Genomic DNA, 15,758 nt, shown 5'->3' with positions numbered 1-15,758 from the left:
ACCTGAATAAACAATTAAACATATACGAATATGAAAAAGTAATTATTTTAATAAATATTTTTATCATGTAATGTAAAAAGAAGAGTATCTCCTTGTTTCTTTTCTCCAAAACAAAAGGTTATTTTAAACACTTTATCCGGATATTTTATTTACATTTGTATACACTTATTCATCAGTTATTTGGTTATGAAAACATTAAGGGAGTTACACGCATTCTATTTCATTTTATGCTTTGTCCTTTGCTCCTGTCATACCCAGGATAAATATCACTGGAAGGATCAGGATAACAGAATGATTCTCATGTCCGGAAAAACCATTGTAGGAGAACTGAATCCATCTGTCACCAAAGGAATGAACCGTACGGATCAGATTGAAAAACTCGATTCCTGTACTTTTAAGATTACCAGCCAGTTTACTGCACTGGAAAATATCGAACAAGCCAGGATTTACCTGGATTTTGTACATCAATCGACCTCAGACTACTGGATGATTCCTTCTGTGTCTTACAACGGAAATAATTGGGGACGAGGAAAAGAGCCAAAAGGAGCACAACAAAACGGGAAATGGCGAACTTATTCTTATCGCAGTACTCCTATACCCGGGGCAACTTATTCGGAAGGAACAAAATTCGCCGTTGCCATGTGGAGCGATGTTCCCCAAAATGAAAAAGAAAGTTTCTCCTGCTCTCTCATTCCGGAGAAGCAAACCACTACCCATCGGCTGATATGGCCGGAAGAAGAAATGCCTGTTATGTACGCAGCCAGAGACCGTTACAAACCAGGATATCAGAAACAGGAAAAACTTTCTGAAGGAGAAACAGTCACACTGACTGCTTACCTTACTATCAGCGAGCAGGAACCTCACCATCACGCGATGCGCCACTTTTTGCGCGAAGCATGGGACCGGGCAGACAAACAGGATACAGATATTTACCCCCCTGAAAAAATATGGAACTTAGGTCTTCGGTATGCCAAAGAATACCTATGGGTAGAAGACGGTGCTTTCAGAGGTTTCACAATCGGTTTCTCACCGGAGAAAAACGGAAAATGGAGTAAACGCAAAGGGTATGAAATCGGATGGTGCGGACAGAATGCTTCTTTTGCCAATTCCCTCCTTTTCGATTACATCAAATACAAGAATAAAGAATCTTTAGAAAAAGGACTGGCCACTCTCGACGCATGGGCTAAACTCTGCCAATTGCCCAACGGCTTGTTCATCACGAATTATGATCGTGTCTCCAACCAGAAAAACCTGAACGATAACATTGTTTTGGATGCTTGTAACCTGGGAACGGCTGCTCTCAATTATTTTGAAGCAGCAGAACTGGTGAAAGCATGCGGATTATACAGACCAGAATATGAACGCCTGGCTTTCGGCATTTGTAACTTTGTCAAAAGTGATCAGCAGGCCAACGGCGTATATGCCCGTGGATGGTATCCGAATGGACAATGTTTCTATCGGGAAGGAACGATCGGCTGTTTTCTGGTTCCTCCGATGCTGGAGGCTTTCAGCAGATCTAAAGACAGTACTTATTTTGTTTCTGCTGCCAGGGCCTATGATCATTATGTCAGCGAACTGAAAACAAAAGGATATTCTACAGCGGGTGCTCTGGATACCTGGTGTATCGATAAAGAGTCATCCATCTCCCTTCTGCGTTCGGCTTTGAAATTATTTAAACTGACAAATGACAGGCAATATCTGGACGATGCCGTTGCCGTATCTTATTATTTATCTACCTGGTTATGGCATTACAATGGTATTTATCCTGAAAATGATAATTTTACCCAATACAATTATAAGACATTCGGCGCCACTTCGGTTTCCGTTCAGCATCATCATCTGGATCCATACGCCTTATTCTGGATTCCGGAATGGTTTGAACTGGCAAAACTTACCGGTGATAACCAATGGAAAGAAAAAGCTGTTGCCATATGGAATAACGGATGTCAATTAATTTCCGACGGGACGCTGGTAATTAACGGACGTGTCCGCCCTGCCGGTTCACAAAATGAAGCCTATCTGCAAAGTCTCTGGAATTGGGATGCCGCTCCCCGTTTTGACCGGATCAACTCATGGCTGGTCGCCTGGCCCGGAGCTTTCAGACTGGAAACATTAAGGAAGTTGGATGCTATCGATCTGCCACAAATAGAGTAGAATATTTGTAGAAGGAACATAACAGATCAGTAAACATATTTACGGGCAGTTTGCCGAACATCTGGGAACCTGTATATATGGTGGACTTTGGGTCGGTCCGGATTCTGACATTCCGAACACACAAGGATACCGTAATGATGTTCTCAGTGCGTTGAAGAATTTGCAAATCCCCAATCTACGCTGGCCAGGCGGTTGCTTTGCCGACGAATACCACTGTATCGGTCCGAAAGAGAACCGTCCCAAAATGGTAAACAACAACTGGGGTGGAGCGATCGAAGACAATAGCTTCGGAACCCACGAGTTCCTCAACCTTTGCGAATTGTTGGGATGTGAACCCTATATCAGTGCCAATGTAGGTAGCGGTACAGTGGAAGAAATGGCGAAATGGGTTGAATATATGACTTCGGAAGGTGACAGTCCGATGGCCCGTTTACGTCGCCAGAATGGTCGTGACAAGGCATGGAACCATCAATGACCACAATACTTTTGAGAAACCCGAACTGGTAAAGCCGACAGTATTTAATGGGGCAAAAGTTGAGAAAGGTCAATTAAAAATCACTCTCCCGGCTCAATCGATTGTCGTACTTGAAGTAAAATAAGCGTTAAATGTATAACCAGGGATATTTTATCGTTACCGATAATCTCAAAGCCGGAGAATATTGCCTGGCAGTTCGGGTTTTAAAGAGAAATTAATCACAAATCACAATTGTGTATTATTAATTGTTTCCTACCTTTGTCGGCAGTAATGAAAAATACACTATCTAATTAAAATAAAAGAATTATGAAACCTACATTATTTCTATTGGCAGCCGGTATGGGCAGCCGCTACGGAGGTTTGAAGCAGTTGGACGGACTGGGTCCTAACGGAGAAACAATCATGGATTATTCCATCTACGATGCTATTCAAGCCGGTTTCGGAAAGCTTGTCTTTGTTATCCGTAAAGATTTTGAACAAGATTTTCGTGATAAGATCATTTCTAAATATGAAGGTCATATACCTTGTGAATTAGTATTCCAGGCTATCGACAACCTGCCCGAAGGATTCACTTGCCCGGCTGAACGTACTAAACCATGGGGAACAAACCATGCCGTTATGATGGGTGCCGACGTTATCAAAGAACCGTTCGCTGTAATCAACTGCGACGATTTCTACGGTCGCGACTCTTTCCAGGTAATGGGTAAATTCCTGTCTGAACTGCCTGAAGGTTCTAAAAACACATATGCAATGGTAGGTTTCCGCGTAGGAAATACATTGAGCGAAAGTGGAACTGTTTCCCGTGGTATTTGCAGCACAGACGACAACCAGCTGCTGACATCTGTTGTTGAACGTACTAAGATCCAGCGTTTGGACGGTGAAGTAAAATACATCGACGACGATGGCGAATGGGTAGCAACCCCCGATACGACTCCGGTAAGTATGAACTTCTGGGGCTTCACTCCCGATTATTTTGCTTACAGCAAGGAGTTCTTCAAAGTGTTCCTGAGTGATCCGAAGAACATGGAAAATTTGAAAAGCGAATTCTTCATCCCGCTGATGGTAGACAAACTGATTAGTGACGATACAGCTACTGTAAAAGTATTGGATACAAACAGTAAATGGTTCGGTGTCACTTATCCGGAAGACCGCCAGGAAGTGGTTGATAAGATCCAGGCATTAGTGAATGCTGGTGAATATCCTGATAAATTGTTTTAATAGGCAAAACATATCATAAAATCCCGGTAGACTCATTAAAATCGGTAATCTACCGGGATTTTTTATCTTGATGAAAAAAGTCATAATAATTGTCATACATTTATGGAATGCTGATGAGATTAAAAGAAAAAACAGATGTAGACCTTGTAACACGACTCACACAAAATGACGAAGCTGCATTTAGTGAGTTATATATACGTTACAAAGACAAATTATTCTATTTCTGTTCCTATCTGCTTAAATCAAATGAAGAAGCCAACGACATTGTACAAGATATTTTTATCCGTATCTGGGAATCACGTTCTTTCATAAACCCTCAACTATCTTTTTCTTCTTTCCTTTACACCATGGCACGAAATCGCATCATGAATTATTTTCGTGATATGGACATTGATATAAAAGTGAAAGAAATACTGACTACACAAAAAATTACTGTTGAAGAAACCACTGAATCACAACTTATTTACACCGAATATCAGGAGATCCTTCAGGCTGCAATAGACCTCTTACCTGCACAAAGAAAAAAAATATTCAATATGAGCCGTGTCGAGAACATGTCGCATAAGGAAATCGCTATGAAATTAGGTATTTCAGTCAATACAGTACAGGAACATATCTCTGAAGCTTTAAAGTTTATCAAGTTATATTTCAATAAACATGCTGACCTTACGATGACTCTGTTATTTCCTTTATTCACTTTCCTCAATTAAAAGAATCCCGACCTCACCATAAAGATGAAGCCGGGATAATAAAACTCTCAGGAGATAAACATTAATCCCAATTCGGGTTCTGTTTTATTTCAGTATTCTTACCGATCACATTTACAGGTATCGGATGTAAATAATGCTTGTCTTCATCAAATACTCGATTTTCCCAGTCTGTTCCGGCAAATACATCAATATAATGCTTTCCGTTCACTTCCACCAACTTGACACGGTTTGGATCGGCCTTACCCTCTTCCGGTGTAAAGCGTGGCAGATCGAAGTAAGAGGGTTCAAAGCGCATACCCAAAACTCGCTGCGCCAGTCGCTTGCCTTGTTTCCATCTCATAAGATCCTGGTAACGGGTGTCTTCAAAACAAAGTTCAACACGACGTTCACGACGTATTTCAACCAATAAGGAAGAAATACCCAGATCGGTATACTTCGGATCCATAACCGGATTCAATGTCAAATGAGGCATACCGGCACGGTCACGCAAAACATTGACAGTCTGATCCAAGTCCGTTTGTGAAATCGTTCCCAGTTCGGCTTTTGCTTCCGCCAGGTTCAGCAGTACTTCTGCGTAACGGAACAAGGGGGCATCATGAGTTTCATTGCCATATCCTTTCTGATCCTGCTCAGCAGCATAGTGCTTAATAACATGATATCCGGTAGCAGACTCCCAGCCGGTCATACCTGCAACACGTGGAAATATATATTGATCCTTATTGTACAGAATCTCTTTGGAGTGACGCGGATCCAACACAATCTGAGTCAGACGCGGATCGCGGTTGTCCAATTCGTTTTCTATGCTTTCATCGTTATAAGACTGACTCAACGAAACAGGCTTTACGCTGCCATCAGATTCTTTGCACAAAAAATCTTCCACAAAATCTTTTGTAGCACCATTTCCAGACTGTACCAAATAACCACACAAACGGTGTCCCAGCAGACCTAGTACATATTTTCTGTACATAATGACTTCCGGATTACCTTCGAGATCTTCACTATTGAATAAAGTTGCATATTCAGAATCCGGATTTCCAGTATTATAAATGCTGTACTTTTTCATGTTCATCAATTCCTGAGAAGCGTTTACAGTTTCTTCCAGATATTTCTGCTCATCACCCAGGTTATGATATTTGCGATAAGTGCCTTCAAACAGACAGATACGTGATTTCAGGGCCAGGGCTGCACCTTTCGAAACACGACTGCCTTTATCCGAACTCCAACTTTCCGGCAAGAGTTCGCAAGCCTTGTTGATATCATCGAGCACATGGTCCATTACCTCCTTACGCGGGGTTCTCGGACCATACAATTCTTCAGACTCCGTTGTCAGCGGTTCAGTGATGTAAGGAACGTCACCGTACATCTGCACCTTGTCAAAGTAGAACCAGGCACGGAAGAAATAAGCTTCGCCTGCATATTTGCTCTTAACGCTTTCCGGAACGTCAACCTTGTCGTAATTAGCAAAAAAGACATTTATGCGGCGCAGCAGTGTCCAATACCATCCGCCCGCAGTGGGGTCGTTAGGAACTGTTTCCTTTCCGGCAGCAATCCGGGTATAGCTCGTATGGTTTGAATTACTTTTCGACACGAAGTTATCACTCTGTACATCTTTCCAAAAGTAATCGGCATAACTGCTACTCCATGCGTCACCAGTATGTCCTACCATAAAACGATAGTAAGACGCATCTGCGGCCTCGTTGTAGATTCCGTTGTTATATACTTCCAGATCCGTTTCTGTATTCCAGTAGCTATTATCATTCAAATCGTGTGTCGGATTCCTATCTAAAAAAGAATCATTACAGGACACCACCAGCAGGGATGACACAGCCAATGCTGCTATATTTAATTTTATATTTTTCATCTTATCGGTTTATTTAGAATGTAACATTAAGTCCGAATGAATAAGTACGCTGGAACGGATATACCATTGTACCGTTTTTACCGGCTGCTTCCGGGTCGTATGCTCCCTTTACATTGGTAAATTCAAACAAATTTTCCGCACTAAAGTAAATACTGGCTTTCGAGAGATGTAGAAAATTGGTCCAGTTTGTCGGGAAGTCATAACCGACAGAAAGGTTTTTCAGGCGGCAGTAAGATGCATCCTGCAAATACTTGGTCTGCTTCTGCTGATTCTTGGTTTCACGGGCAATCGGACGGGCAAAATAAGCATCACGGTTATCTTCCGACCATGAATCGGTAACAAACCATTTCTGCGTATTATAGTACTGAGTAGCGACAGGCCAGAACGGCTGACTACTAGGCCAGTAATCGCGCTTGCCGATCCCCTGGAAGAAGATATTCATATATATGTTTTTATATCCCAGATTGGCGGTAATACCATATTGGTAACGCGGAGTCGTATTACCGATCACTTTCAAGTCACCGTGATCAGCCAGTGTGTTCGAACCATTATCGATCTTGCCGTCGTTATTTAAGTCCTTATACATGATGTCACCTAAATCCCAGTTGGAGCCTAGCTTTGCCTGATCGGCATGACTGGTCAAATCGCTTTCTGTCTGATAAAAACCTTCTGTTTCATATCCCCAGATTTCACCGATCTTCTCTCCTACATAATGATCACTCAATGAACCGTTTTTATTGGTATATTTTGTGATCTCAGCCTGGGAGTCTGACAAAATAAGTCCTAAGCTATAGGTAAAGTCCTTACCGATACGGTCGTTCCAGTTGATTGAAAGTTCCCATCCGCGTGTACGAAGTGCAGCCATATTGGCAGGAGGAGCCGTCGTTCCCAGCACTTCCGGATATTCAACCTTGACCAGCATATCAGATGTTGTACGCTGATACCAGTCGAATGACACATCCAGTTTTTGCTGCAAGAAAGTCATATCCAGACCCACATTCACTGTAGAGGCCTTCTCCCATGTCAAGCTATTAGACACCAGACCGGCCGGATTAATATACAAAGATTTCTCTGTGTTCGTAAACAGCCATTTATCTGCCGAACCGGAAGACATAAATGGAATGTACGGATAATATTTGGTATTACCTTTCCAGTCCTCAGCCGTCAGCAGCTGGTTACCCAATATACCATAAGAGGCACGTACTTTCATATTATCCAGCCAGGTGCGGGTTGACTCCATAAAGGCTTCTTCCGAAATACGCCATGCAGCTGAGAAAGAAGGCAGGAATACGAAACGGTTATCTGAAGGGAATCGTGAGGTTCCGTCGTAACGTCCGTTCACTTCCAGCAAATAGCGGTCGTCATAGATATAATTCAAACGGAAGAAACCACCGCGCAAAGCCCATTCGTAACCATCTTCAACCACAGTCTGCATACCCGTACCCAAGCTTAATGACGGCAACGTTTGAGAAATCAGATCCTGACGAGTTGCCGTGCTGGTAATATACTTTGTCAGCTCCTGGTTGAAGCCCAACATACCTTTTACGTAATGCTTTTCAGCGAAAGTGTGTTCATATTCCGTATAGGCATTGAATGAATAATAATCCTTATTATTATTTTTCCAGGCATAACTATTGTTATTCGTATTACCTTCGGTTTCAACAAAACTGTTGGTAATCATATCTACTCTTTTACGGTGTTCCGAATTGTGATCATAACTCAAGTTATAGGTAAAGTCGACACGTGCACGCCAGTCTTTCGTAAATGTAAAGTCTGCACTACCAGTCAACCATACATCATGCGTCTTATTCTTATCGCGTCCCCCCATCTCCAACAGAGAAATCGGATTCTGATCATCGAAATATTTTCCGGCATACTGATCCAGTTCCGGGTAACGCGAATCGACACCCCAAGGTCTGGCCATACGTGTAGGCGTAGAGAACACCATCTGCTGCCAAACATCATCCTTATATTTATGAGGCTTATCAGCAGAAGTATAGTTATACAAAACCTTTGCTCCTAATTTCAACCACGGCGTTGTCTGGTTTTCAACTGACAGACGGGTATTCAAGCGTTGGTAATCGTCATTTCCGATCTTATACATACCCGACTGATTTAAATATCCTACGGAAGAATAGAACTTCGTTTTTTCATTTCCACCCGAAATATTTACATTATGGCGATGAGAAGGCGTCAATTTCTTCAACATCAAGTCCACCCAATCCGAATGACCGTAATAATACATCGAACCGTTCAATACTTCATATTCCGGATTATTCTGAGGATCGGCAGCATAATCTTTCATTTTTTGCACAGTCTCCGGACTATACATCAGATCGAGTCCGGCATTTGTCATTGCCCTGTTTACAAATTCGGCATGTTCCCAACTCGACTCGACCATATCGGGCAAAACCGTGGGTTTTGAAAACGCCACGTTTCCGGAATAAGAAACGGTAGTCTTCATGTCAGTACCCGCATTCTTGGTTGTTACCAAAATAACACCGTAGGCAGCACGCACACCGTAAATAGCCGATGCGGCAGCATCCTTCAAAACCGTCACATTAGCGATATCGCTCGGGTTGATCATATCCAGGTTCATTTCAACTCCGTCGACCAACACCAATGGGCTACCGCCATTGATAGAAGTCGTACCGCGAATGTTCAGCGTTGCACTTGTTCCAGGTTCTCCACTATTCGATGTGATCTGCAAGTTAGGGATTGTTCCCTGCAAAGCACTTGTCGAATTCATAATAGGACGGGATTCCAGCACTTTTGAATCGATCGTACCAACCGCACCGGTTAGATTGACTTTCTTCTGAGCGCCATATCCGACTACAACTACTTCATCAAGCGCCTGTGTATCTTCAAGTAATGTTATTTTCAAATTATTCTGTTTCCCGATCGGCATTTCCTTTGTCAGATAACCAATATAGGAAACAATCAGTGTACCGCTCTGAGGAACTTCCAGCGAGAAGTTTCCGTCAATATCTGTAATCGTACCGCTGGTGGTGCCCTTTACGATTACATTGGCACCGATAACAGGCTCACCATGATTGTCCAAAATCTGACCGGTCAACTTTTTCGAATCCTGGGCAATACTTTGAGGAACCATGTTTACTTGTGGCTTACTTACCGAAATAGTATTATTTATTTTTTTGAAAGACAGACCTGTCTGACGTGACAATTCGTTTAAGATAGTATCTATCGAAGCATCATTTACCTTTACAGATACACTTTTCAGTCCTTTCAATACCGATTCGTCGTAAAAGAAGTTAAAGCCAGTCATTTTACTAAGCTGTTCAAATACTTCGCTCACAGAAGTCTGCTTTACGACATAAGTAATATCATTCTCTTTCAGACTTTGTCCGAAAGCACCTTCTGCACAAAGCAACTGAGATGATAAAGCTATAGTACATACGGTTAACGAAGTTCGCATAACAGTCTTGTTTAATTTTAGATTATAATTCATACATTTGTAATGTTTTAATGAATGATGTTTGTTAAAACAGGCAGAGAAACCTTACAACCCAGTGGCTCAATACTGTTTCCTAGGACTCTGCAAAATTTTTAAAGGCAGTAGTGTAACAGCGCTACTGCTTTTTTATAGTGTCTCATTTTCCGGTATTTGTCATAGGCAGTATATTTATGTTAGACTTAAAGTTTATCATATATAATAATATTATCCCCTTCCAGGCGGCTACACAAGCCGGTTGTAAAACAAATAGCTTCGATAACAGCTTCTATATTTTTATTGTCATGAGTCCCTGTAATTTTATAATCGCAGCTGCCTTTACATTGCAAAACAACTTTACGATTATAAGTACGATTGATGGTTTTTATAACTTCACGTATCGGTTCCTTATTAAAATATAAAGAACCTTGTATCCATTTAATATAGTTGTTTTCTCTGATCGCCTCTTTGCTGACAGTACCATCTACCTTATTGACAGATAAATGTTCATTCGGAGAGACTGATAATTGCATATCCTGATTAACCACGTTCACACGAACCTTGCCGGTCGATACAGTCAGTTTAATAAAATCATCTTCCTTATATGACTTAAAATCGAATGAGGTTCCCAATACCTTGACCTGCGCTTCACCGCTCTTTATGATAAATGGTTTGTCCGGATTCGGAGTGACATCGAAAAAGCCCTCTCCTTCCATTTCGATAATACGTTCTTCCTGATTAAAATCACTGGGGATGGTCAATTTTGTGTCCGAGTTCAGGATCACTTTTGTCCCGTCTGCCAGGAAAATACTTTTAGTTTCCCCTTTGTTCGATATCTTTTCTGTATATGTAACCGCTTCCTGTGTATGCTCGGTAACTTTCAGAAAGCCCAACGTAACACTGAATACCAAAACAACAACGGCAGCAACACGATAAAAAGCATTCAAATATTTTTTCCTTCTGACTTTCAGTATGGAATTGGAAGATGTACCCTCTTTCCGCTTTATATTGGACAACAGCAAAGAGACTTCTTTCTGCAACTCATTTTCCCGCTCACAATCAGGCAATACCATATTCTTATCGATCGTATCCCATAAAGGTTTTATAACCAAATCGAGACTAACCGAATCATCCGGCTTTTTCAGCCACTGAAGCAATGTACGCAATTCATCTTCCGTACATTGGTTCTTTATATACTTCTGTAAAAGAGATATAACGCTTGTATCCTGCATATGTTTCCTTATAATAGCACCTTTTTCTGGTCCGTTTATAAAGTATACACACAATACATGTTCATCTAGGGGTCGGAATTATTTATTTAACACATATTAGCAAATAACACAAACACGGGATCTATTTGCCCAGCAAATAAACCCCGTGTCGCTATCTGTTTAATTTTTCGGTTTACTCTTAGAAACTATACTGAACCGCCAGGTTCATCCGGTTGGCATGACGTGTCTGATCGTTGAAATCCGTGCGCCATCCTCTCAGGTATTCGGCTCCTACCTGCAGATCGGGTGTTATATTCCAGAACAGGTTTGCCACCAGATACTGACCATAACGATATTGTTCCGACGGAGTTGCAGGGTAATCGTTGTCACTGTACAAACGGGATTGGCTGTAAGTACTTGAAACAAATACTTTCGGTGTAATATTATACTGCAAACCGGCATACCATCCCATCATCGGAAGTACCTGCATACGGCCGGCTTTGGCCGGATCGGGAACAATATCCACGTTCAGGTTACTCAAATCGTTCATGTACTGGCTGATACCTTTACCGTAGACACCTTGTCCGTACACCTGTACTTTACTACAAAGATTGAAGGTCGTAGAAAGTAAAACACCCCAGCCGGTTTCCGATTCGGCTTTATTGGCCACCAGGTTATCATACGTCATGCTTCTTACGATAGCGGCGGCACGCAGATGGCTTTTAGAGTTCCACCCATATTGCAGATAAGCCGGGAAGTTAGGCATACGCTGGGAACCGATACTTAAATTATCATTGGTAATTCCGTCTACTACCGGCATTTCCACACCGATACCGGCTTTCCATCCTTTTCCGAAGGCACGTTCGTAACGGAACTGGGTAGCGTGATAGATAGCCATCCCGTTCGGTCCGGCGAAATCGATCGTCGGTGGAATAGCAGCCAGATCCATAAATGAACCGTAGTCGTACCCGAGTGTGAAGCCCAATAAAGAGGCATACGCATTTCTCAACTCAAACCCTTTACCGTCACCACGGAAGTTTCCGGCAGTATAAACCACAAAGTCTCCCAGATGCTTGGTATGTCCTACCAATTTCAGGAATACCGTACTGGTCGTAGCATCCATCTGAAACTGGTTTCTAACATGTGAAGCGCCTTTGTTGGGAATCAGCGCCGGGTAGAAATCAATATCCTTGGAAATACCGCCAAAGTCATACTCGGCTGTTGCTTTTACATATCCGCCGATACCTAAAGCGAATCGCCCCTTACGATCGGTCAGCAGGAAACGAGGGATACCCGGTTCATGGAAACGCGGACTCTGTGTTTCGTTCAGTATCCGGATAATTTCATCTCCCGCTTTGTCGCGGGATATAAACATGATGGAATTAGGCTCCTCATCCTTAATGATCACTTTCTGAGCCTGCGCATGGGAGGAGAAAATTCCTAACCCGAGCAAAAAGACTGCTCCTTTAACAAATGCTTTCATAAATGTGTTTTGTTTAGACGTTTTACCAGTAAGGAACAAGCGTTGGTTGAAAAGGTTGTGTTAAAAGGTTGCGTTAACGACTAAAAGTAACTATTTTTGTTGCCTTAATAACAAAATAAAACGAAGATGAAAAAGCTGTTTGCTATATGTTTATTAGTTGCCGGATTATTGACATCCGTTCATTCGCAAGCGCAGGATGTTGAGACACTCGTTCAGATCGATACCGACATGGGAAAGATTAAGGTGAAGTTGTTCAACGACACCCCCCAACACCGGGATAATTTTATCAAAAATGTAAAAGAAAAACGTTACGACGGTCTACTGTTCCACCGTGTGATCAAACAGTTTATGATACAAGGCGGCGACATCAATTCGAAAGATGCACCTATCGAACAACATCTAGGCGACGGCGATCCGGGTTATACGATTCCGGCAGAGATCGTTTATCCGAAATATTTCCACAAACGCGGCATGCTATGTGCAGCCCGTACCAGCGACGACGAAAATCCGGAACGCGCCTCATCAGGCACACAGTTCTATATCGTAACCGGAAAGTTCTACACAGAAATGGAACTGGATAAGATGGAGAAAAGCGACAATAAAACCTTTACCCCCGAAGAACGCCAGGCCTATATGCTTGAAGGCGGGGCTCCCCATCTGGATAACAAATATACCGTCTTCGGTGAAGTTGTTAAAGGAATGAAAGTTGTAGATAAAATCCAGTTTGTCGAAACAAATGAGGACGACAGGCCGTTAAAGAATATAAAGATCAAGACAATGACTATTGTCGATAAATAATCATTAAACAAAATAAGAATGGAAACGCAAGCAAAAGAGACACAGGTGCTGATGAAAACCAGCCTGGGTAACATTAAACTGAAACTATACAACGAAACACCGAAACATCGCGATAACTTTATCAAACTGGTTGAGGACGGAACTTACAACGGCCTGCTTTTCCACCGTGTGATCAAGGACTTCATGGTGCAAGGTGGTGATGTAACCTCAAAAGATGCTCCTATGAATAAACAGCTAGGTGCCGGCGATCTGGGATATACCGTACCGGCCGAATTTGTTTATCCGAAATATTTCCATAAAAAAGGGGCTCTCTCTGCCGCCCGTACCAGTGACGAGGTTAATCCGGAGAAAGAATCTTCTGCTTCCCAGTTCTATATCGTCACCGGAAAGGTTTACAAAGACGCCGAACTGGACCAGATGGAGAAACAAAAAGAAGGTCGTCTGAAACAAGCGATCTTTGCACGCTTGCAAAAAGAAAACAGTGCCAAGATCAAAGCGGCTTACCAAAGTGGCGACAAAGCCGAACTGGCTGTTATCCGCGATACGCTGATCGGCAAGACCGAACTCGAAGCCGAAAAGCGTAAGGATGAAGCCAAGCTGACTCCCGAACAGCGTGAGGCTTACAAAACAATCGGAGGTGTTCCTTTCCTGGATAATGAATATACGGTTTATGGCGAAGTGGTAGAAGGATTGAACATTGTGGATGCCATCCAAGATGTCAAGACCAACCGACAGGACCGTCCGTTGGAAAATGTGGTTATCGAATCAGTGGAAATAATATAAGTAAGCGGTATTCCAATCCGTAGCATATAGTAACACGCCGGTTTCCTTGGGAGGATATTACAGTTTCCTGCTGAAGAAACCGGCGTTTCCTTAGGAGGAAACTACAATTTCCTGCCGAGGGAACTAGAGTTTCCTGCGCAGGGAACTGGAGTTTCCAAAGCAAGAAACTACGAGGAAACTGTAATCAATTATGTCTTAGCCGCATAACCTATTTTCACCAATTCACTAATCTGACATTAAACAGACTAATATTCGACAGAATTTACATGATACAATTCTCTGCTTACAAAGAGCATTATAAAGAAACAATCCGACTGGGTGTCCCGATCATGTTGGGACAGTTGGGCATTATTATTGTCGGGTTTGCCGACAACATCATGGTGGGACATCACAGCACCAACGAACTGGCTGCCGCCTCGTTCGTCAATAATTTCTTCAATCTGGCTTTTATCTTCGGGATGGGTTTCTCGTACGGTCTCACTCCTATTATCGGCGGACTTCATGCCAACAAGGAATATCACCAAGCCGGCGAGACACTGAAGAACAGTCTTTTTATTAACTTCATCGTCGGTGTCCTGTTGAGTTGTCTGATGCTTCTTCTCTTACTGAATATCGATATACTGAAACAGCCGGAAGAGTTGATGCCGTATATCGTTCCTTACTACATCCTGCAACTATTCTCGGTGATATTTGCCATGTTGTTCAATTCCTTCAAGCAGTTCAGCGACGGTACGACCGATACGGTTACGCCGATGTGGATCATGCTGGGGGCGAATGTGCTGAATATCATAGGCAATTATTTCCTTATTTATGGTAAATGCGGTGTGCCCGAACTGGGGCTGACAGGGGCCGGTATTTCTACGCTCGTCAGCCGTATCCTGACTTTTGTTGTTTTCTTTATTTTATTTACCCGGAGGGAAAAATACAAAGAATATCTGAAAGGTTTCAAAGAGGGTCTTGTCAACCGGCTGAATCTCTCTAAGCTGATACGTTTAGGCTTTCCGGTCGGGTTGTTGATGGGAGTTGAAACAGGGTCGTTCAGCCTAAGTGTTATTATGATGGGCTGGATAGGAAGTACGGCGTTGGCAGCGCATCAGGTATTGGGGGTTATTACGACGCTGGGATTTATGGTTTACTATGGGATAGCGGCAGCTGTTACGATACGGGTCAGCGTATTTAAAGGGTATAGCGATTGGCTGAATATTCGTCAGGCTTCTTTTGCCGGACTGCATCTGATCATGGGGGTTGCCGTCCTGTTCGTTTCATTTATTATGTTATTCCATAAGAATATGGGGTATTTGTTTACGCCGGAGCATGATGTGGTGGCGATGGTGGCATTGTTGTCGTGGTCGGTTGTTCTTTATCAGTTCGGCGACGGACTACAGATATTGTTCGCCAATGCTTTGCGTGGTATTTCGGATGTGAAATACATGGCTTACTGCGCTTTCGTCTGCCACTTCGGGCTGGCGTTGCCGATCGGGTATATTTGCGGATTTGTTTTCGATTGGGGAGCGATCGGTATCTGGTGCGGGTTCCCAATTAGCTTAACAACGTTGGGAGTATTATTATGGAGACGGTTTAATAGGCTTACTCTGAAACCTATAAAGTTATAAT

Annotated in this window: 11 protein-coding genes and 1 pseudogene; 8 read left to right on the top strand and 4 right to left on the bottom strand. The window is 42.6% G+C overall.

Annotated features, from left to right (window positions below):
• Positions 1-186: 186 nt before the first annotated feature.
• From DXD68_RS10955 to DXD68_RS10935, 5 genes and pseudogenes are all read left to right on the top strand, one after another.
• The gene (locus tag DXD68_RS10955; protein ID WP_233577101.1) at positions 187-2,154 is read left to right on the top strand and encodes a hypothetical protein; all 1,968 of its coding nucleotides are present in this window, start codon (positions 187-189) and stop codon (positions 2,152-2,154) included.
• Positions 2,155-2,179: 25 nt separating this feature from the next.
• Positions 2,180-2,617 (top strand): annotated as a pseudogene (locus DXD68_RS10950) (alpha-N-arabinofuranosidase); the annotation flags it as partial.
• Entirely contained in the window at positions 2,598-2,753 is a 156-nt protein-coding gene (locus tag DXD68_RS24835; protein ID WP_122361537.1) for an alpha-L-arabinofuranosidase C-terminal domain-containing protein, read from the top strand. The pseudogene DXD68_RS10950 and the gene DXD68_RS24835, both read left to right, overlap by 20 nt.
• Positions 2,754-2,935: 182 nt before the next feature.
• Complete coding sequence (locus DXD68_RS10940) at positions 2,936-3,847, top strand: nucleotidyltransferase (protein ID WP_122361536.1); 912 nt, start codon at positions 2,936-2,938, stop codon at positions 3,845-3,847.
• 113 nt (positions 3,848-3,960) lie between these two features.
• Complete coding sequence (locus tag DXD68_RS10935) at positions 3,961-4,557, top strand: RNA polymerase sigma-70 factor (protein WP_122361698.1); 597 nt, start codon at positions 3,961-3,963, stop codon at positions 4,555-4,557.
• A 61-nt stretch (positions 4,558-4,618) separates the two neighbouring features.
• On the opposite strand, the gene DXD68_RS10930 is transcribed toward DXD68_RS10935, so the two are convergent.
• From DXD68_RS10930 to DXD68_RS10915, 4 genes are all read right to left on the bottom strand, one after another.
• Positions 4,619-6,418 (bottom strand): RagB/SusD family nutrient uptake outer membrane protein, encoded by a 1,800-nt coding sequence (locus DXD68_RS10930; RefSeq protein ID WP_122361535.1) that lies wholly within the window; start codon positions 6,416-6,418, stop codon positions 4,619-4,621.
• Between the two features lie 13 nt (positions 6,419-6,431).
• Positions 6,432-9,854, bottom strand: a complete 3,423-nt coding sequence (locus tag DXD68_RS10925; RefSeq protein ID WP_158585873.1) for a TonB-dependent receptor — start codon at positions 9,852-9,854, stop codon at positions 6,432-6,434.
• Between the two features lie 218 nt (positions 9,855-10,072).
• Positions 10,073-11,101 carry a FecR family protein gene (locus DXD68_RS10920; protein WP_122361533.1) on the bottom strand — a complete coding sequence of 343 codons (1,029 nt, stop codon included), beginning with the start codon at positions 11,099-11,101 and terminating at the stop codon, positions 10,073-10,075.
• 178 nt (positions 11,102-11,279) lie between these two features.
• The gene (locus DXD68_RS10915) at positions 11,280-12,563 is read right to left on the bottom strand and encodes a DcaP family trimeric outer membrane transporter (protein ID WP_122361532.1); all 1,284 of its coding nucleotides are present in this window, start codon (positions 12,561-12,563) and stop codon (positions 11,280-11,282) included.
• Between the two features lie 126 nt (positions 12,564-12,689).
• Here DXD68_RS10915 and DXD68_RS10910 point away from each other — a divergent pair, with 126 nt between their 5' ends.
• The 3 genes from DXD68_RS10910 to DXD68_RS10900 all read left to right on the top strand — a co-directional run bounded on the left by DXD68_RS10910 (position 12,690) and on the right by DXD68_RS10900 (position 15,757).
• Entirely contained in the window at positions 12,690-13,361 is a 672-nt protein-coding gene (locus tag DXD68_RS10910) for a peptidylprolyl isomerase (RefSeq protein ID WP_075556793.1), read from the top strand.
• A gap of 18 nt (positions 13,362-13,379) precedes the next feature.
• Positions 13,380-14,144 carry a peptidylprolyl isomerase gene (locus tag DXD68_RS10905; protein ID WP_122361531.1) on the top strand — a complete coding sequence of 255 codons (765 nt, stop codon included), beginning with the start codon at positions 13,380-13,382 and terminating at the stop codon, positions 14,142-14,144.
• 266 nt (positions 14,145-14,410) lie between these two features.
• Entirely contained in the window at positions 14,411-15,757 is a 1,347-nt protein-coding gene (locus DXD68_RS10900) for an MATE family efflux transporter (protein WP_122361530.1), read from the top strand.
• Position 15,758: the final 1 nt, after the last annotated feature.

The sequence above is a fragment of the Parabacteroides sp. TM07-1AC genome, assembly GCF_003480915.1.
GTDB classification, from domain to species: Bacteria; Bacteroidota; Bacteroidia; order Bacteroidales; family Tannerellaceae; genus Parabacteroides; species Parabacteroides chongii.
Note: the sequence above shows the minus strand (reverse complement) of the source record. Positions and strands in the feature narration are given on the sequence as shown.